Consider the following 18,042-nt stretch of genomic DNA (forward strand, 5'->3'; position numbering starts at 1 on the left):
ATTAGTCCTGTTCGGCATGTTTCTGGGTGCGGATGGCTGGTGCAGGGTGATTGCCAGCGTGCGACCTCGTGTTCGGAATGCTGACGCTGAAAGCCTGAACTCCGGCGGGCAGTTGCCGATCGGTCCGATAGGCGACGTCCGGTCTCGAAGCTGTACGCGCGGTCACGACGCATTGCTAACATTCGAGTCCGCTTTCGCGAAAACCGGTCGGTATATTTTTCGTGGACAGGTGTGGTGGACATGCAGGCGACCAACGTGCTGGTCACGGCTTTTCGGCGCGCGGCCGCGGACCTCGCTCGCGTAGCCCTCGAGCCTCGCGCAGCTCTCGACCCCGAGACGCCTGCCCTCGCCTGGGCACTGCGGCGCGCGGGGAACCAGGTGCGCAGAGTGATGGATGATCTGGCCGACATGGACCGGCGCGGGGAAATGCGGTTGGCTACCCATGCGGGGCGCGTCGCGGAACCCAGGGAAAGGACCGGAGTCTCATCCCCACGGTGGGGCGACGACTTCGTGTGGTTCGATCCGCGATCGCTGCGCTCCGACCGGGTCAACCGAGAAATCGACGACTCTCTCGCCAGGGTGAGTCCGCATTTCGACCCGAATGATCCGCGCCGGAGGAACAACTGTGTCGCCGTGGCGACCGCGTACGAGTTGCGGCGGCGAGGATACGACGTCGAGGCAGGGCAGGTGTCGTTCCCGTTCGAGGCCGGGTTCCCGCACAGTTTCACCGAGATCGCCTGGGCGCGCCGGTTCACGACGGTTTTTCAGCGCAGCCATCTGCGCGATGCGTTTGAGGAACCGGGTTCCCGGGGAATCATTATCGCGGACTGGCCACCGGGGCAGCACCTCGACCTCGGCGATTCCCATGTATTCAACGTCGAGCACGTGCCCGGTACCGGTATTCGTTTCGTCGACGGGCAGCCCAATCCTCCGTTGACGGACGCCACAGAACATATCCAACGGGCGGCAGCGTTGCGGTATCTGCGAGTGGATGATCTGCCGGACCCGGAGCCGAGCATCGTCAACTACCTCGGAATACAGACAGCACGTCGCTGAGGGGGCTTTGTCGGATCGGCGTGCGCGAGGCCACCGACCTGACAAAGTCCGCCTACACGTCCGTCGAGAAGCGGATTCCGCCGTCCGGGATCACGACGCCGGGCCACACCCGAGCCCCGCGCAGCAATTCGCAGCGCGCGCCGATGTTCGCGCCGTCACCGATGACGCCGTCACGGACCAGTGCGCGCGGACCGATGCGCGCACCGAAGCCGATGATGGTGCGTTCGACCGTGGCGCCCGCCTCGATCACCGCGCCGTCGAAGACGACCGCGCCGTCCAGCCGCGCTCCCGCGCCGACCTCGGCGCCGCGTCCGACCACGGTGCCGCCGATGAGCACGGCGCCCGGCGCGACACCCGCACCGGGATGAACCAGCGACTCACCGCGCTGACCAGGCAGGGCGGGAGAAGGCGCGATACCGCGCACCAGGTCGGCGGAGCCGCGGACGAAGTCCTCGGGGGTGCCCATGTCACGCCAGTAAGACGTGTCGACGTGACCCTGGACGCGCGCGCCCTCGGCGAGCAGCGACGGGAAGACCTCGCGCTCCACCGAGACCGGACGCCCGGCCGGGATCTTCTCGATGTACTCGCGGCGGAAGACGTAGCAGCCGGCGTTGATCTGGTCGGTCGGCGGATCCTGGGTCTTCTCCAGGAACGCGGTGACCCGGCCGTTCTCGTCGGTCGGCACACAGCCGAACGCGCGCGGGTCGCTGACCCGGACCAGGTGCAGTGTCACGTCGGCATCGGTGGACTCGTGGGTGTCGAGTACCGCACCGAGATCCGTGCCGCCGAGCACGTCACCGTTGAACACCATCACGTTGTCCGCGCGCAGTTTGGGCAGCACGTTGCGGATGCCGCCGCCGGTGCCGAGCGGCTCGCTCTCGGTGACGTACTCGAGGTCGAGTCCGAGTTCGGCTCCGTCGCCGAAATGCTCCTCGAACACCGCTGCCTTGAACGACGTGCCCAGCACCACGTGGGTGATCCCGGCTTCCGCGATCCGGGCGAGCAGATGGGTCAGGAATGGCAACCCGGCCGTCGGCAGCATCGGCTTGGGTGCCGACAGGGTCAGGGGACGCAGCCGTGTCCCCTGACCGCCCACCAGAATCACGGCGTCGGTGCCTGCATTTCCTGCCATCAAGCTCCCCTGTTCACAGTGGGTCGTTCTCGCTCATGCCTACGCCGCGCCGACGTTCGGCTCCGTCATGTGCGATGCGCGTGGTGTCGATGATTCGCTCGCTCATGCCGTTTACTCGGCGCTGCGCGCCTGTTGGCGCAGGGCAGATCGAACCGCAATCCGCGAGCGCACCGCAAGTCCGGCCCGCAACGCCAGTCGCAGCGGCGCCTGCCACCAGTGCGGATGCCGGTCGGCCTGGAACCGGTAGGCGCTGGCGTGGTGCGCGGGCAGCATCAGCTCCGGGTGGCGGGCGGCGGCGTGACCCTTGGCATGGGTGACCTCGGCATCCGGCACGAACACGTTGTGCCAGCCCGCCTTGCCCATGCGGTCGCCGAAGTCGACGTCCTCCATGTACATGAAATAGCGCGAGTCGAATCCGTCGATCGAGTCGAACGCCGCGCGCCGCACCAGCAGGCATGACCCGGACAACCAGCCGACGGCCCGCTCCGAGATCTCCTCGTTCTCCTGCCGGTACCGGCGGGTCCACGGGTTGGACTTCCACACCGCGCCGAGGATCGCGTGACCCGCGCCGTCGAGCAGCCCCGGTACCCGGCGGGCCGAGGGGTACACGCTGCCGTCCGGTTCGAGCACCATCGGCCCGAGCGCGCCCGCCCGCGGCCAGCGCTCGGCGGCGGCGAGCAGCGTGTCGATGGAGTCGCTGCCCCAGCGGATGTCCGGATTGGCGATCACGATGAACTCGATATCCGGGTCGATCTCCGCGACTGCCCGGTTGATCGCGCCGCCGTAGCCGATGTTGCCGCCGGTGCGCAGCAGCCGCACGTGCGAATTGGCCTCGGCGACCAGCTCCGGCACCCCGTCCACCGACCCGTTGTCGGCGAGGATCACCTGCGGTTTTTCGGTCGTCGCCGCCGCGAGGGTGGTGATGAAGTGCTCGAGGTGCTCACCCGGCGAATAGGTGACGGTGACGACGGCCAGGCCCGCGGGGCCAACGGAATCGGATGCACTCACGACGCGGCCTCGCTGACGCTGGGCCTAGCCGGAAGTGAAGCTGCTGGGTCTATGGTTCGCTCGCTGCGCTCACTCACGACCACCTACCCTAGTCGGACCGCCGCGCCAGCGCGTCGCCCAGTGCCGAGCGCCAATCGCGCAGCGGGGTCAGCCCGGCCTCCGCCCACGAGCGCGGCGACAACACCGAGAATGCCGGGCGCCGTGCGGGTCTCGGAAACGCGGTGGAGTCACACGGACGCACGCGCGTCGGATCGGCGCCGATCCCGGCGAACACCGCGCGCGCCAGCTCGAACCGACTGGCCTTGCCCGCGTTGGTAGCGTGCAGCACCCGCGGGGCGTCCGGCCGCCGCGTCAGTTCCAGCAGGGCCGCAGCCAGGTCGGGCGCGTAGGTGGGTGAGCCGACTTCGTCGTCCACCACGTCGACGGTGTCGCGGTCGCGTTCCAGCCGCACCATTGTCGCGACGAAATCACTGCCGCGCCCGCTGTATACCCACGCGGTGCGCACCACGTGCGCGTCCGCGCACTGCGCGAGCACCGCCTGCTCGCCCGCGAGTTTGGACTTGCCGTAGACGGTGCCCGGCCCGGTCGGGTCGCAGGTGTCGTACGGCCGATCATGGGTGCCTGGAAAGACGTAGTCGGTGGACAGATGGATCAGTCGGGCGCCGAGGTCGGCGCAGGTAGCGGCGAGGACGGCCGGCCCGGTCGCATTGCCCGCGTATGCCGCCTCGGTATCGGTTTCGGCGCGGTCCACGGCGGTGTAGGCAGCGCAATTCACCACCACGTCGCCGGGTGCGAGGCGGGCGCGTACCGCGGCGGCATCGGTGATATCGAGGTCGCCGCGGCCGTAGCCGAGCGCGGCCGGAGCCAGACGCAGCAGTTCTCGTCCCACCTGCCCGTGTGCCCCGGTGACAATGAGGCGTGCGGAGACAGCGGGGTCGGGCGGGGTGGGGTCGGTCACGGCCGCAAGTCTGGCACGCCGCCACACCGGCGGTTGAAGTCCTTCGCGATAACGGTTCGTTAGCCTTGAGGTATCAGGGGCTCTCGGAACCGGGTGGGGTAGGCGGAATCATCAGGGGCGGAGCGGTTGCGCACGCGTCGCCAGAACATCGAGTTTCGGCGAGAGGATGCAGAGTTGTCGCAGCGCAGGGGCACACCGATGTCGGCACGGCCCACCGGTCGCGCCGCGCCGCGGTTCGGGCCGCTGCGTTCGTTCGTCGCGGTCGCTTCGGTGTTCGTACTCGTTCTCACCGGCTTCGCCTGGCGCAGTGTCGAAGCACTGATCTCCGACATCGAGCGCATCGGCGACCTCGGTCTCGGCGGCGGCCGCGACGGCGCGGTGGACATCCTGCTGGTCGGTGTGGACAGCCGCACCGACGCACACGGCAACCCGCTGTCGGACCGCGAGCGGCTCATGCTGCACGCCGGCGACGAGGTCGGCACCAATACCGACACCATCGTTCTGCTGCGTGTGCCGAACGACGGCCGTTCCGCGACCGCGATCTCGATTCCGCGCGACTCGTACGTCAACATTCCCGGTTTCGGGATGGGAAAGATCAACTCGGCCTATGGCGCGACCAAGGAGACCCAGCGGCAGAAGCTGATCGACCAGGACGTCTCGCAGGACGATGCGGAGCAGCAGTCCACCCAGGCGGGCCGGCAGGCGCTGATCAAGACCGTGGCCAACCTGACCGGTATCACCGTCGACCACTACGCGGAGGTGAGTCTGCTCGGCTTCGTGCTGCTCACCGATGCCATCGGCGGCGTCACCGTATGCCTGAACAATCCGGTCGACGAATGGATGTCCGGCGCCGACTTCCCCGCGGGCCGTCAGCGCCTGGACGGTCCGCACGCGCTGAGCTTCGTGCGCCAGCGCCATGATCTGGAACGCGGCGACCTCGATCGCATCGTGCGTCAGCAGGTGTTCATGGCGCAGTTGGTGCGGCAGGTGCTCAGTGCGAAGACACTGAGCAGTCCGAGCACGCTACGTCAGCTCAGCGAAGCGGTGGGCCGGACGGTCGTGCTCGACGACGACTGGGACGTATTGGCGTTCCTGCAGCAATTGCAGGATCTGTCCGGCGGGGAGGTGACCTTCGAGACCATTCCCGTCGTCGATCTCAACGGTGAGACCAGCAGCGGCGAATCGGTGGTGAAGGTGGACCCCAAGTCGGTCAAGGCGTATATCGGCTCGCTGGTCGGCGACGGCGCCTCCGCGCGCCGCGCCGAGCCCGCGGTCGACTCGGCGACGCTGACCGTCAGTGTCTACAACGCCACCGGCATCGGTGGACTCGCGGGCCAGGTGGCGCGGGTGCTGAGCGCCAAAGGGTTCCACCAAGGCGTGGTGACCAACTACACCGGGCAACACGTCACGAGCAGCCGGGTGCTCGCCGCGGACACGGCGAACCAGAAGGCCCGCGCGGTGGCCAAGGCGCTCGGCGGGCTGACGATCCTCGCCGACCCGGACCTGTCACCGGATTCGGTGAGTGTCGTGCTGGCGAGCGACTATTCTGGTCCAGGTTCGGCGGCAAGCGGTACGTTCGACTTGTCCGGAACGTCGACCTCGCCCACACCCGTCCCGCCCGCCCCACCGATCGATGCAGGCCAGAACGGACCGAAATGCGTGAACTGACCCATGCGTGATATCCATCAGGTACACACCCTCACCGAAGCGGTACTCGATCCGATCCTCGCCCGCGAACCGGCCGCTCCGCGCGTCACCTATTACGACGACGCCACCGATGCGCGGATCGAGCTGTCCGGACTGACGCTGGCGAACTGGGCGGCCAAGACCGCCAATCTGATCCGCGACGAGTTCGGCCTCAGTCCTGGTGCTCGGGTCGCCGTGCTGCTGCCCGCGCACTGGCAGACCGCCGCGGTGCTGCTCGGTTGCTGGTGGGCGGGCGCCGAAGTGGTGCTGCACCCGGACGCGGACGCCGATCTGGCCCTGGTCACCCTCGATCGAGTGGACGAGTCGGAGGGTGTCGGCGAGGTCGCCGCGCTCTCGCTGGATGCGATGGGCACCCCGGTGCGCGATCTGCCGGTGGGGGTCACCGATTTCGCGACCGCGGTGCGCGTGCACGGCGACCAATTCCTGCCCCGGGGCGCCGGTGTCGCGCTCGACGGGATGCCGGTGGCGGAGGTGCTGGCGCAGGCGCGGAAAGCGGCTGCGCGGCAAGGCTTCTCCGAGGTCGACCGGGTACTGTCGAGTACGCCGTGGGACACGACGGCCGAGCTGATCGATGGATACGTGGCCGTGCTCGCCGCAGGCGCTTCGTTGGTGCAGGTGGTCAATCCCGATCCGGCGCAGCGCGAACGGCGAATCGTCTCGGAACGGGTGACCGCGCAGCGCGGGTGAGTCCCCCTGGCGCCGCACACGTCGGTGCCTTACCGCGGTATCCGTCTGGTCCGACCAGAAGATGTTCCACAATTGGTCCACGTTCCGTACGGTGGAGTAATCGCACAACGACGGGGTTGGTGAACACATGAAGCCGCAGTACTGGTTCCGCTGGTTGTCGGTGCAGGGCACACCCCGTGTCGTACTGCGCCTCCAGGCTCGCCGTGGTGACCCGTTCGCCGAGCTGGTGGCCGGGCCCGCCGGGTACACCGATCCCTACCCCCTGATCGAGCGGTTGCGCGGTGAGGGCAGGATCATCCGCACCGCGATCGCGTTCGCCACCTTCGACCATGAGCTGTGCCGTTCCCTCCTGCGGGACAACAGGTTCGGTGTGCGCACGCAGGAGAGTTTCCGCGTCCCCAAGTCGATGACGAAGCTCGCCGAGCGTTTCCCGCTGCCACCGAACCCGGTCGAGCCGCCGTCGATGCTGGTGATCGACCCACCGGAGCACACGGCGATGCGCAAACCGGTCGCCTCGGCGTTCACGCCGCGCGCGGTCGGCAGGTTGCGTGACCGCGTCGAGTCCGTCACCGAGGAACTGCTCGACGCGCTGCCCTCGGACGGGTCCGCGGACCTGATCGAATCGTTCGCCGCGCAGGTCCCGATCGCGATCATCTCCGAGATGCTCGGTTTCCCCGACGAGGACAGGGCGATGTTCCTGGACTGGGGCGATCGGATGACACCGCTGCTGGACCTCGGCATTCCTTGGCGCGTGCACCGGAGGGCGCTGCGGGCGATGGAAGTGATGAACGATTACCTCGACCGGCATATCGAGCGGTTGCGCCGTGACCCGGGCGAGGACATCCTCAGCAGTCTGGTCACCACGGGCGAGCTGGACGATCACGCACTGAAGGCGACCGCGAGCCTGCTCATGGGTGCGGGCTTCGAAACGACGGTCAATCTGATCGGTAACGGTGTCGTGCAGCTGCTCGCCCATCCCGACCAGCAGGAGCGGCTACGCGCCGAGCCGGAGTTGTGGCCGAACGCCGTCGAGGAAATTTTGCGTTTCGACTCGCCGGTGCAGACCACGGCACGCACCGCGCTGACCGATGTGGATATCGACGGCGTGCGGATTCGCGAGGGCGACACGGTAGTGCTGTCGCTGGCGGGCGCCAACCGTGATCCGGCGGTCTTCACCGAACCGGAGCGCTTCGACGTAGGTCGCGAGAACGCCAAGGACCACCTCTCCTTCAGCAGCGGCGTACACGTGTGTCTCGGTGCCAGCCTGGCCAGGATGGAAGGGGTCTACGCGCTGCGGGCCCTGTTCGGCCGGTTCCCCGAGCTACGGCTCGACGGCCCGCCGCAGCGCCGCGAGCTGTTCACGCTGCACGGTTATCATCGAGTGCCGATCCGGCTCGGGCGCCGCGCGGCGATGCCGGAACCGAGCGTGGTCTGATCGGTCCGGTTCGGCCATTCAGCTGGCGGTGGCCTTCCACACGTAACGAGTTTTCGGTCGGCCCGCCCTCCCGTAGTCCGAGCGCCGGATGACCAGACCGTCGTCGGCCAGCTTCTCCAGATAGCGCCACGCGGTGATACGGGAGACCCCGATCGAGGTCGCGGTGTCGGCCGCCGTGACACCCTCGGTCTCGGCCGCGCGGACGGTGCGCGAGATCTCGTCGAGGGTTTGTGGCGCAACGCCTTTGGGTGTGGCGGCGCGCTGGTCCGGGGTGCGCAGCGCGCTCAGCGCCCGGTCGATGTCGTGCTGGGAGATCGCCGACTCGCCCGCGGGGAGGGCGGTGCGGAATTCGCGGTAGCGGTCCAGTTTGTCGCGGAACGCCGCGAAAGTGAACGGTTTCAGCAGATACAGCACGACGCCGTGCGATACGGCGGTACGCACCATGGCCAGGTCGCGTGCGGAGGTGATGGCGATGACGTCCGGTCGCGGCGCCAGGCCGGTCAGTGCGGCGGCGACATCGAGGCCGCTCGCGTCCGGCAGGCCGATGTCCATGAGCACCAGGTCGATCGGTGTGCCTTCGGCCGCGGCATCGGCCGCCGCTCGCATCGCCTCCCGTCCGGTATGGGCGACGCCGACCGGGGTGAAGCCGGAGATGCGCTCCACATAGGCGCGGTGCGCCTCGGCGATCAGCGGTTCGTCCTCGACGATCAGCACTCGGATCATCGTGCTGTGTCCTTTCTCCCATGAGCGGGTCCCTCCGTGGTCACGCTTCGCTGCCGCCTTCGGGCCTGACCGCTCATGGGGTGTCGTTTCGTGGAATCATCACGGTCACCGCGCTTTCGGGATCCCGTTCGGTGTGGATGGTTCCGCTATGGCGGCCCACCAGCCGATGGACCAGTGCCAGGCCGAGCCCGTGATGGTCGGCTTTGGTCGAATAGCCGCGCTGGGACGCGCGCGTGAACATCTCCGCCGACATGCCGGGCCCGCTGTCGGCGACGCGGACGAAAAATACCGATGTGCCGGCCGCGGCTATTTCCTCGGCCTGCTGATATCGCAGGGTGATCTCGACCCAGCCGGACGAGCTGGCCGCCGCGGCGTCGATGGCGTTGTCGATGAGATTGCCGACCAGGGTGACGGCTTCGTGCGGGGACAGCGGATCCACCGAGTCGAGGGCAGTGTCCTCGGTGATCGTCAGTTCGATGCCGCGCTCGGCGGCTTGGTTCACTTTGCCGAGCAGTAGTGCGGCGAGGGCGGGCGCGCCCACCGCGGCGAGCAGTCGGTCGATCAGCGCCTGGGACAGCTCGAGTTCCGCGGTAGCGAACTCGACGGCTTCCTTGTTGCGACCCAGCTCGACCATGGTGACGACGGTGTGCAGTCGGTTGGCGGACTCGTGCGCCTGGGCCTGCAGCGACTGCGCGAAACTGCGTACCGAATCGAGTTCGCCCATGACCGAGCGCAATTCGGTGTGGTCACGGATTGTCATCACGGTGCCGATCGTCCGACCGCCCCACTCCACGATATCTTGATTGACCAGCAGGATCCGGTCGGTGGTCACGTGCATCTCGTCGCGCACCACGCCCCAGCCCATCCGCTGCAGCGAGAGCGGAAGGTCGCTGCGCCGGATCGCGCCGCAGGGTAGGTCGAGCAGCCTACGCGCCTCGTCGTTGACCACTTCCGCGTTCGCGCCGGACGGCCCGAACACGACCAGACCCTCGTGGATGGAATGCAGCACGGCGTCGTGGTGCTCGTAGAGCACGCGCAGTTCGTCGGGCGCGAGGCCGTGGGTCTGTCGCCGCAGCCTGCGGCTGAGCAGGAACGAGCCCGCGGCCGCCACCGCGAGTCCCGCGCCCGCGACGCCGAGAATCATCGGAAGCTGGGTGGCGACCTGGTCGCCGATCTTCGCGCGAGTCACTCCCGCGGAGACCAAAGCGACGATCTTCCCGTCGTCGTAAACCGGGGTGACCGCCCGGATGGAGGGGCCGAGGGTGCCCGCGTAGGTTTCGGTGAAGGTCTGGCCCGCCAGCGCGCGATCGATATTTCCGCTGAACGGCAGCCCGATGATGGCGGGGTTGGTGTGCGTGTAACGGGTCCGATCCGTCGCCATGACCACGATGAAGTCCATGCCGGTCTGCTGCCGGATTCGCTCGGTCACCGGCTGCAGCAGCGGCGTGGGGTCGGCGGTGCGGACCGCGGCGACGGTGGACGGTGCGTCCGCGACGCTCACCGCGACGTCGATGACCTCGCGGGTGGTGGTGACGTCGCTGTCGTGCCTCGCGTCCAGTACTGCGAGCACCGCGCCGATCGCGACCACCAGCGCCAGCACGATCAGCTGAAGGGCAAATGCCTGACCGGCCAGAGATAGCCGACCGTGTCTCACAAGCTCTTCCTTCGCTGAACGTAATGCACCAAACAGTGACCGGAATCACCCCGGCCAGCCATCATTCTGCCTGGGGTGCGTGAAGCACCTCACTTCGGTACCACTCGTAAGGGAAACCCATCGCTATGAGCGACTCGATTCGAACGCGGCGCGACCGCACTCATTGGCTGTATCTGGCCGTCATCGTGGCGGTGGTCGCCGGCGTGCTCGTCGGCTGGCTGGCGCCGAGCGTCGGACAGTCGTTCGCACCACTGGGGACCATTTTCGTCAATCTCATCAAGATGATGATCGCCCCCGTCATCTTCTGCACCATCGTCCTGGGCATCGGCTCGGTGCGCGCCGCTGCCACGGTCGGCAAGGTCGGTGGACTGGCCATCGGATACTTCCTGGTCATGTCGACCGTCGCGCTCGGCATCGGCGTCGTGGTCGGCAACCTGCTGCAACCGGGCACCGGTTTGAACATCGCTTCGACGGTCAAAGCCGGTCAGGACCTGGCCAAGACCGCGCACAACGCGGGCGGGACCTGGGACTTCATCCAGGGGATCGTGCCGAGCACGCTGTTGTCGTCGCTCACCACGGGCAACGTGCTGCAGGCGCTGTTCGTGGCACTGCTGGTCGGCTTCGCGGTGCAGGCCATGGGCTCCTCGGGTGAGCCGATCCTGCGCGGCGTGGCAGCCATCCAGAAGCTCGTCTTCCGCATCTTGGTGATGGTCCTCTGGCTGGCTCCGGTCGGCGCGTTCGGCGCGATCGCGAACGTGGTCGGCCGGACCGGGCTCGACGCGGTGGTGAAGCTGGCCACGTTGATGGCCGCGTTCTATCTGACCTGCCTGGTGTTCGTCTTCGGTGTGCTCGGCGTGCTGCTGTGGTCGGTCTCGCGGGTGTCGATTTTCAAGCTGGTCCGCTACCTGGCACGGGAGTTTCTGCTGATCCTGGCGACCTCGTCGTCGGAATCCGCACTGCCGCGCCTGATCGCGAAGATGGACCACATGGGTGTGGACCGCACCACGGTGGGAGTCGTTGTGCCGACCGGGTATTCGTTCAACTTGGACGGCACCGCCATCTACCTGACCATGGCGTCGATCTTCATCGCCGACGCGATGGGCAAGCCGCTCGCGCTCGGCGAGCAGATCGGCCTGCTGGTGTTCATGGTCATCGCGTCCAAGGGTGCGGCGGGTGTCACGGGCGCCGGTCTCGCGACGCTGGCCGGCGGGTTGCAGAGCCACCGGCCCGAACTGCTCGACGGTGTCGGCTTGATCGTGGGCATCGACCGTTTCATGTCCGAGGCGCGTGCGCTGACCAACTTCTCCGGCAATGCGGTCGCCACCGTATTGATCGGCACCTGGACCAAGACCATCGACGTGGATCGGGTGCGCGACGTGCTCGATCGCAAGGTGCCCTTCGACGAGCGGACCATGGTCGACGACGAGCACGCGACAGCGCCGCAGCCGGCGGACGCCAAGGACCTGGTCAGGGCCTGACAGCAGGGTGAGGGACGAAGGGCCCGCTCTCGCGGGCCCTTCGTGCGTTGCTGGTCAGGACGCCCACTTCTCCGGGTGGAGGTGATGCTGGGTGATCGCGGAGGCGTGACCGTGTCCGAACCCGTGCTCGGTCTTCAGCCACTCGACGAGTTCCTTGTGCGACCTCAGGCCGGTATCACGCATAGCGGCCTTCCACTCGTCGATGGTGCGGCCGTAACGGGCCTCGATGGACGGGAAGTAGGACGCGGGGCCGTGGGGCGTGGTCGTCATGGGTCGATCTCCTTGCTTGTTCGTTCAGTTCTGGTGACGGGGTGGACTTCGGCGATTCATCGCCGGGACGGCGAGTGTGTTCCGGATCGCACCGGAGCCGATTTCGAGGGAGTCGCCGTCACGCGGTCGCACCCGCGCCGGTCTTGTCGGACCGCGGGGTGCGATCGCGCCGACTGTGCTCGCGGATCAGCAGCACACCGGTGAGCGCGACCACTACGGCGGTCAGTCCGTGGACGCCGAGCGCGGTTGCGGTGGAACCGTTCCAGCACAGCACGGTCAGCATGTCGCCGACCGGCACCAGCGCGATGACAAGGGTCGCGATGCCGAGCGGGTGCCGCTGTCGCGCACCGAGCAGCACCAGGATCAACACCCCGGACACGGTGTCGCGCACGCCCTTCAGGGTCATGAACGCGGCAGCGTCGCCGTCCGGCCAGGCGGGCAGCCCGAAACCGGGGGCGATGGTGTCGGGCGTGAACAGATAGCTGCGCCGCCTCGCCGACCGGATCGAATACAGCCAGCCCGTGCTCTACAGCCACTTCGCGGGCAAGTCGGCGATCGGCTCGGCCGTGGCGGAACAGGGATTCGCCGACCTCGCTACTGCGCTGGGGCAAGCGTGCGCCGGGGTGACCGACTCGGCCGAGCGGTTGGCCCGTGCCGCGCGGGCTTACCTCGATTTCGCCGCGACCAACCCGGCACTCTACGACGCGATGTTCTCGATGAGCACCGATCTCACCTTCGGACCGGAGGCGGCACAGCCCTTGCGCGATGCCTTCGGCGAGCTGGAGGCGCTGTTTCGCCCCTTGGTCGATGAAGCCGACCTCGGTGCCCGCGCCGAAGTCGCCTGGAGCGCTCTACACGGTCTGGCCACGCTCGAGCGTGGCGGGCGTCTGCGCCCCGAACTCCGAGACCGCCGCCTCGCCCTCCTCGTCGCGGAATGGCTCGCCGCGATCGGCGGGTCACCCGCTTGACCGCGGTCGCGTCGGATCGCCATCGGGGTGGGTATCGGCCGGTAGCGTGGAGGCATGGCTGATGTGGTCGTGGTCGGGTCCGGGCCCAACGGGCTGGCCGCCGCCGTGATCCTGGCCAGGGCCGGGCTCACGGTGGAGGTATACGAGGCCGAGGCGACGGCGGGGGGTGGATCGCGGACGGCCGAGTCGACCCTGCCCGGGTACCGGCACGATGTGTGCTCCGGTGCGCATCCGATGGCGTTGGCGTCGCCGATCTTTCGCGCGTTCGACTTGGAAGCCCACGGCGTCGAGTTGCTAGCGCCGCAAGTGTCCTACGCGCATCCGCTCGATGGCGGTACGGCCGGCCTGGCCTGGCGGGATCTGGAGCGGACCGCGGCCGGCCTCGGCCGCGACGGCGCGGCCTGGCGTTCGCTCTTCGCGCCGTTGGTGCGGCACTGGTCGGATGTGGTCGACCTCGCCATGTCGGACCTACGCAGGCTGCCGCACGGGCTCGCGACCGCGATCCGGTTCGGGCTGCGCACCCTGGAGCAGGGATCGCCGATGTGGAACAGCAGGTTTCGGGAGCCGGTCGCCCCCGCCTTGCTCACCGGTATCGCCACCCACGCGATCACTCCGCCGCGCGCCGTCCCGGCCGCGGGCGCCGCACTGCTGCTCGGCACCCTGGCCCATGTCGGGGGCTGGGTGATTCCACGCGGCGGTAGCCAGGCGATTCCGGATGCGCTGATCGCCGAACTCGAGCGCCTCGGCGGACGGGTGCACACCGGCCACCGGGTCGACGCACTGGACGAGTTCGCCGGCGCCCGCGCGATCATGCTCGATCTCGCCCCCGCCGAACTGCTGCGCATCGCGGCGGACCGGTTGCCCGCGCGCTACGCCCAGCGGCTGCGCGGTTTTCGCTACGGCGGCGCGACCTGCAAGATCGACTTCGCGCTGTCCGGGCCGGTGCCGTGGCGGGCCGAGGGCTGTGAACTGGCCGGAACGGTGCACGTGATCGGCACCAGGGCGGAGGCCATGGCGGCCGAACACGCGGTCGCCGCGGGGCGGCACGCCGAACGGCCCTATGTGCTCGCTATCCAGCCCGGTGTAGTCGATTCGACCCGCGCGCCCGCCGGCGGCCACACGTTCTACACCTACGCGCACGTCCCGAACGGCTCCCCGCGTGATGTCAGCGACGCGGTGATCGCCCAGATCGAGCGTTTCGCACCGGGTTTCCGCGACGTGATCGTGGCCGAGCACGTCCGCACCGCGGCCGAGATGTCCACGCACAACGCCAACTATGTCGGTGGCGACATCTCCGCGGGCGCGATGACCCTACGCCAGTTCGCATTCCGCCCCATGCCGCGCTGGAACCCGTATGCCACACCGATTCCCGGTGTGTATCTGTGCTCGTCGGCGACCCCACCCGGCCCCGGCGTACACGGTATGTGCGGACTCCACGCCGCACGCCATGCCCTACGCGAACGCTTCGCTGTTCGCACCGACCCTCTCGCGCTGTTGCGGACAAGCGCACCCCAGTATCGCTGAGGGCCTGGTGCGCGGATCTACTTGTCGGCGGTCTCGGTGCGGTAGAGGTCGGGTTCGAGATAGATGACGCGTGCGGCGGGGACCGCGGTGCGGACGCGGGACTCGGCATCGTCGATCGCGGTGGCGATCGCGGTGACGTCCAGGCCGGGGACCACGCCGATCTTCGCCGCCACGAGCAGCTCTTCCGGGCCGAGGTACTGGGTCTTGAGGTGGATGACCCGATCGATGCGCGTGTCGTCGGCCAGGTTCGCGCGGATCAGCCGGTCCTCCTCGGGCGTGGCGCCCTCACCGATCAGCAGACTCTGCATCTCCACGATCAGCACGACGGCGATCACCCCGAGCAGCGCGCCGATGGCGAGGGTTCCGACGCCGTCCCAGACCGGATCGTGGGTGAGCATGGTCAGGCCGACGCCCGCGAACGCGAAGAGCAGACCGATCAGCGCGCCGGTGTCCTCCAGCAGCACCACCGGAAGTTCCGGGCTGCGCGAATTACGGATGAATCGCCACCAGGTGGCGTCACCCTTGAGCGGTCTGGACTCGCGCACCGCGGTCAGGAAGCTGTAGGTCTCCAGCCCGATCGCGATCAGCAGGATGACGATCGCCACGATCGGCGAACTCAGCTCCTCCGGGTGCTGGATCTTGTGGATGCCTTCGTAGCTGGCGTAACCGGATCCGAGCGTGAACAGCACCAGCGCCACGATGAACGAATAGAAGTAGCGGTTGCGCGCGTACCCGAAAGGGTGCAGTGCGTCCGCTTCCTTGTCCGCGCGAGCCTGCCCGAGCAGCAGCAATCCCTGATTGCCGGTGTCGGCTACGGAGTGCACGGCCTCGGCGAGCATCGACCCCGAGCCGGTGATCGCCGCACCGACGAACTTCGCCGCGGCGATCCCCGCGTTCGCGGATAACGCCGCGACAATCGCCTTCTTGCCACCACCAGCCGACATAGCAGCGTGTCCTCTCTGTTTTCGGTCTACCCGCGAACAGACTAGGGCAGCCGGACCGGACAATCCGGATAGGTCAGGTGGTTGCGCCCACGCAGGCGCAGAACAGCTGAGCGGCGCCGGCTACCGCCTGCGCGCGGGTGTCGCTGTCGGCGGCCGAGATCCACGCTGCTCTGCCGCGTTCGAGTTCCAACGGCGTACCGTTCTGGAACAGCCGTGCCGTACCCGCCGTGCACAAGACGATGCCCGGTCCTGCCGCGGTCAGCGGCACCGGTGCGGAGCCGGCGGCGAGGTCGAAACGCCGCAAGGCGAACTCCGGCGCGGGCGTGCGGTAGCGCATCGACCCGTCGCCCGCCGGTTCCGGCAGCACGACCGGCAGATCGATCGGCTCGAAGTCCAGCACTCGCAGCAGTTCCGGAACATCGACGTGCTTGGGCGTGAGCCCGCCGCGCAGCACATTGTCGGAATTGGCCATGATCTCCACGCCGAGTCCGCGCAGGTAGGCGTGGAGGTTTCCGGCCGCGAGGAACAGGCCCTGACCCGGTTCCAGGGTCAACCGGTTCAGCAGCAGAGCCGCGAGTACCCCGGCGTCGCCCGGGTAGGCCTCCGCGAGCTCGAGCGCCGTGCGCGCCTCGGCGGTGAATTCGCGTGCGCCCGTGCCGGAGAGATACCGCACGCAGCCGTCCAGCACGGCGGGCAGCAGCGTCGCGAGCACGTTCTGTGGCAGCGTGATCCAGGTGGTGAACAGCGTGCGCAGGCCGGCCGAGTCCGGCTGCGCGGCAAGCAGTTCGGCATAGGAGCCGAGCCCGTCCACGCGCAGCGCCCGCAGCAACTCGACCGTGCGATGCGGATCACGGAATCCGGCCAGCGCCTCGAACCGATCCAACGCGACGACCAGTTCGGGCTTGTGGTTCTCGTCGCGATAGTTGCGCATCGGCGAATCCAGTGGCACCTGTGCCCGGTTCTCTCGTTCGAACCCGACTTCGGCCTGCGCTGTGCTCGGGTGCGCTTGGAGCGACAAGGGCTCCTCGGCGGCCAGTACCTTCAACAAGAACGGCAGCTTACCGTCGAATTGCGTTGCGGCAGGGCCCAGTTCGCGAACCGGGTCGGCGGCGAGTAGCTCCAGCAGCGAGAGGGTGCGGTCGCCAGTTCGTACCTGCGCGGGGTCGGCGGGGTGGGCGCCGAACCACAGTTCGGCCTCCGGGTGCGCGGACGGGACCGGTCGGCCACACAGCTGAGCGAGCGCGGTGCGCGATCCCCAGGCATACGAGCGAAGCGCACCAACGAGTTCATGCACTAGTAGCTGCCCCCGTACTGCCCCTGACCGTCGGCCGCGGCGGCGCGGGAACCGATCAGCCGTAGGTAGGCGGCGGCCATCTCCAGTCGCAGCGCGAGCACCGCGAGCTGTTCGAGTTCGGTGCCCTGACCCAGGGCGGAGTCCTCGGCCCTGGTCTGCGCGGGCGCGGCGGGATCGGTCAGATCGGTGTGCAGTAGGTCGACGTCGGCGTTCACCAGATCGGCGTCCACCAGGCTGGATCCGCCGCCGGCGAATACGGCGAGCCGGCGTCGCGCGGCGGACCGATCGCGGTCGGCGCTGAGCACGAACACTCGAATGCGTTCCACCGGAGCGGGTCCGTCGAGTTCCTCGTCGTGGAACATCGGATCGAAGTCGGCCGCGGATTCGCCTGCCGCCTCGGCCATCCGAGCACGCGCCGCGACAGCCTCGGCGAGATCCACTGCGGCGGATACCCGACCGGCGGACTGCAGAAGCACCTCCGCACCGTGTTCGGCCAGTTCGGCCGCGGCCGGCGAGTCACCGGCGAGCACGATGCCGTGCTGCAGCATCCGTGCCGCCAGTGTCTTGGCCGGGTTGTGGAAGACCTCGTTCTGTGGGCTGTCGCGCAGCGCCTCCGCATCGAGGACGTCGGCCAGATCGGTGAGATCGGGGACGGCGCTGCCGCTGCGCGTCGGATCGACAGCGCGCAGCACCGCGATTCCAGCGGCCAGGAAGCGCAGTAGGCGGTTGTGATCGAGCACCCGCACCCTCGGTTCCAGCACCGCGGCCCGACCGGCCGCAGCGGCGCGTAGTGGGCCCTCGTGCGGCGCGGCGACAACCACCTCGGCGCCGCGGCGCAGAGCCCGGTCGACGGCGTCGATCAGGCGCGGATCGCCCGCGTCGTCGCCGGAGACGAGCACCACGTCCAACGGCCCGACCCACGGCGGCAAGGCCGCGGCGGGCACCACGGGTAGTCCCGCCCGATCGCCCAGCGCGGCGACCAGCAGGCCCGCGGCACGCGCCGCCCGCCCTGACCCTGCGACCAGCACCAGGCTGCGTGGCCTGAGATCGGCCAAACCGGCCAGCGCATCCTCACCAACGGCCGCCGCGGTGGCGCGTACCTGAGCGCCGCCGGAGGCGGCCGAGCGGAGGGCGCCGTCGGCATCGGCCGCCTCGAGTGAAGCGGCATCGTCGAGGTCGAGCACCGGTGTTCCAGCGATCATCG

17 protein-coding genes are annotated in these 18,042 nt (G+C 68.5%); 7 read left to right on the top strand and 10 right to left on the bottom strand.

Annotated elements, in window-relative coordinates:
- Positions 1–240: 240 nt before the first annotated feature.
- On the top strand, positions 241–1,056 hold the full coding sequence (locus AB0B25_RS23165) for a toxin glutamine deamidase domain-containing protein (protein WP_357183047.1): 816 nt from the start codon (positions 241–243) through the stop codon (positions 1,054–1,056).
- Between the two features lie 52 nt (positions 1,057–1,108).
- Here the strand turns inward: AB0B25_RS23165 and AB0B25_RS23170 are convergent, their stop codons facing one another.
- The 3 genes from AB0B25_RS23170 to rfbD all read right to left on the bottom strand — a co-directional run bounded on the left by AB0B25_RS23170 (position 1,109) and on the right by rfbD (position 4,154).
- Positions 1,109–2,188, bottom strand: a complete 1,080-nt coding sequence (locus AB0B25_RS23170; protein WP_357065758.1) for an NDP-sugar synthase — start codon at positions 2,186–2,188, stop codon at positions 1,109–1,111.
- Positions 2,189–2,299: 111 nt separating this feature from the next.
- Positions 2,300–3,196 (bottom strand): glycosyltransferase family 2 protein, encoded by an 897-nt coding sequence (locus AB0B25_RS23175; protein ID WP_357183050.1) that lies wholly within the window; start codon positions 3,194–3,196, stop codon positions 2,300–2,302.
- An 88-nt stretch (positions 3,197–3,284) separates the two neighbouring features.
- Positions 3,285–4,154, bottom strand: a complete 870-nt coding sequence (gene rfbD, locus AB0B25_RS23180; protein ID WP_357183052.1) for a dTDP-4-dehydrorhamnose reductase — start codon at positions 4,152–4,154, stop codon at positions 3,285–3,287.
- A gap of 198 nt (positions 4,155–4,352) precedes the next feature.
- Between rfbD and AB0B25_RS23185 the strand changes: the two genes are divergently transcribed.
- The 3 genes from AB0B25_RS23185 to AB0B25_RS23195 all read left to right on the top strand — a co-directional run bounded on the left by AB0B25_RS23185 (position 4,353) and on the right by AB0B25_RS23195 (position 7,983).
- Positions 4,353–5,822 (top strand): LCP family protein, encoded by a 1,470-nt coding sequence (locus AB0B25_RS23185; protein ID WP_357183179.1) that lies wholly within the window; start codon positions 4,353–4,355, stop codon positions 5,820–5,822.
- A 3-nt stretch (positions 5,823–5,825) separates the two neighbouring features.
- Positions 5,826–6,548, top strand: coding sequence for a TIGR03089 family protein (locus AB0B25_RS23190; RefSeq protein WP_357183055.1), 723 nt, complete (start codon positions 5,826–5,828; stop codon positions 6,546–6,548).
- 127 nt (positions 6,549–6,675) lie between these two features.
- Positions 6,676–7,983, top strand: coding sequence for a cytochrome P450 (locus tag AB0B25_RS23195; protein ID WP_357183058.1), 1,308 nt, complete (start codon positions 6,676–6,678; stop codon positions 7,981–7,983).
- Between the two features lie 18 nt (positions 7,984–8,001).
- Here AB0B25_RS23195 and AB0B25_RS23200 read toward each other — a convergent pair whose 3' ends face one another.
- Positions 8,002–8,706, bottom strand: a complete 705-nt coding sequence (locus AB0B25_RS23200) for a response regulator (RefSeq protein ID WP_357183061.1) — start codon at positions 8,704–8,706, stop codon at positions 8,002–8,004.
- Between the two features lie 73 nt (positions 8,707–8,779).
- A complete protein-coding gene (locus AB0B25_RS23205) occupies positions 8,780–10,360 on the bottom strand; it encodes an ATP-binding protein (protein ID WP_357183063.1) in 1,581 nt (526 codons plus the stop codon).
- Positions 10,361–10,485: 125 nt separating this feature from the next.
- Here AB0B25_RS23205 and AB0B25_RS23210 point away from each other — a divergent pair, with 125 nt between their 5' ends.
- The gene (locus tag AB0B25_RS23210; RefSeq protein ID WP_357183066.1) at positions 10,486–11,838 is read left to right on the top strand and encodes a cation:dicarboxylase symporter family transporter; all 1,353 of its coding nucleotides are present in this window, start codon (positions 10,486–10,488) and stop codon (positions 11,836–11,838) included.
- 54 nt (positions 11,839–11,892) lie between these two features.
- On the opposite strand, the gene AB0B25_RS23215 is transcribed toward AB0B25_RS23210, so the two are convergent.
- Both AB0B25_RS23215 and AB0B25_RS23220 read right to left on the bottom strand, forming a co-directional pair.
- A complete protein-coding gene (locus AB0B25_RS23215) occupies positions 11,893–12,108 on the bottom strand; it encodes a DUF4287 domain-containing protein (RefSeq protein WP_357183068.1) in 216 nt (71 codons plus the stop codon).
- Between the two features lie 118 nt (positions 12,109–12,226).
- Positions 12,227–12,622 (bottom strand): DUF4267 domain-containing protein, encoded by a 396-nt coding sequence (locus AB0B25_RS23220; protein WP_357183181.1) that lies wholly within the window; start codon positions 12,620–12,622, stop codon positions 12,227–12,229.
- A gap of 7 nt (positions 12,623–12,629) precedes the next feature.
- On the opposite strand from AB0B25_RS23220, the gene AB0B25_RS23225 reads away from it, so the two are divergent.
- Positions 12,630–13,076 carry a TetR-like C-terminal domain-containing protein gene (locus tag AB0B25_RS23225; protein WP_357183071.1) on the top strand — a complete coding sequence of 149 codons (447 nt, stop codon included), beginning with the start codon at positions 12,630–12,632 and terminating at the stop codon, positions 13,074–13,076.
- A 54-nt stretch (positions 13,077–13,130) separates the two neighbouring features.
- Complete coding sequence (locus AB0B25_RS23230; protein ID WP_357183073.1) at positions 13,131–14,600, top strand: NAD(P)/FAD-dependent oxidoreductase; 1,470 nt, start codon at positions 13,131–13,133, stop codon at positions 14,598–14,600.
- 17 nt (positions 14,601–14,617) lie between these two features.
- Here the strand turns inward: AB0B25_RS23230 and AB0B25_RS23235 are convergent, their stop codons facing one another.
- The 3 genes from AB0B25_RS23235 to AB0B25_RS23245 all read right to left on the bottom strand — a co-directional run bounded on the left by AB0B25_RS23235 (position 14,618) and on the right by AB0B25_RS23245 (position 18,040).
- Positions 14,618–15,544 carry a cation diffusion facilitator family transporter gene (locus tag AB0B25_RS23235; RefSeq protein WP_357183076.1) on the bottom strand — a complete coding sequence of 309 codons (927 nt, stop codon included), beginning with the start codon at positions 15,542–15,544 and terminating at the stop codon, positions 14,618–14,620.
- A gap of 73 nt (positions 15,545–15,617) precedes the next feature.
- Positions 15,618–16,838, bottom strand: coding sequence for a mannose-6-phosphate isomerase, class I (manA, locus tag AB0B25_RS23240; protein WP_357183078.1), 1,221 nt, complete (start codon positions 16,836–16,838; stop codon positions 15,618–15,620).
- The gene (locus tag AB0B25_RS23245) at positions 16,838–18,040 is read right to left on the bottom strand and encodes a tobH protein (protein WP_357183080.1); all 1,203 of its coding nucleotides are present in this window, start codon (positions 18,038–18,040) and stop codon (positions 16,838–16,840) included. Before AB0B25_RS23245 ends, manA begins: the two co-directional genes overlap by 1 nt.
- Between the last annotated feature and the right edge of the window lie 2 nt (positions 18,041–18,042).

The sequence above is a fragment of the Nocardia sp. NPDC049190 genome (assembly GCF_040648115.1).
Classification (GTDB): Bacteria; Actinomycetota; Actinomycetes; order Mycobacteriales; family Mycobacteriaceae; genus Nocardia.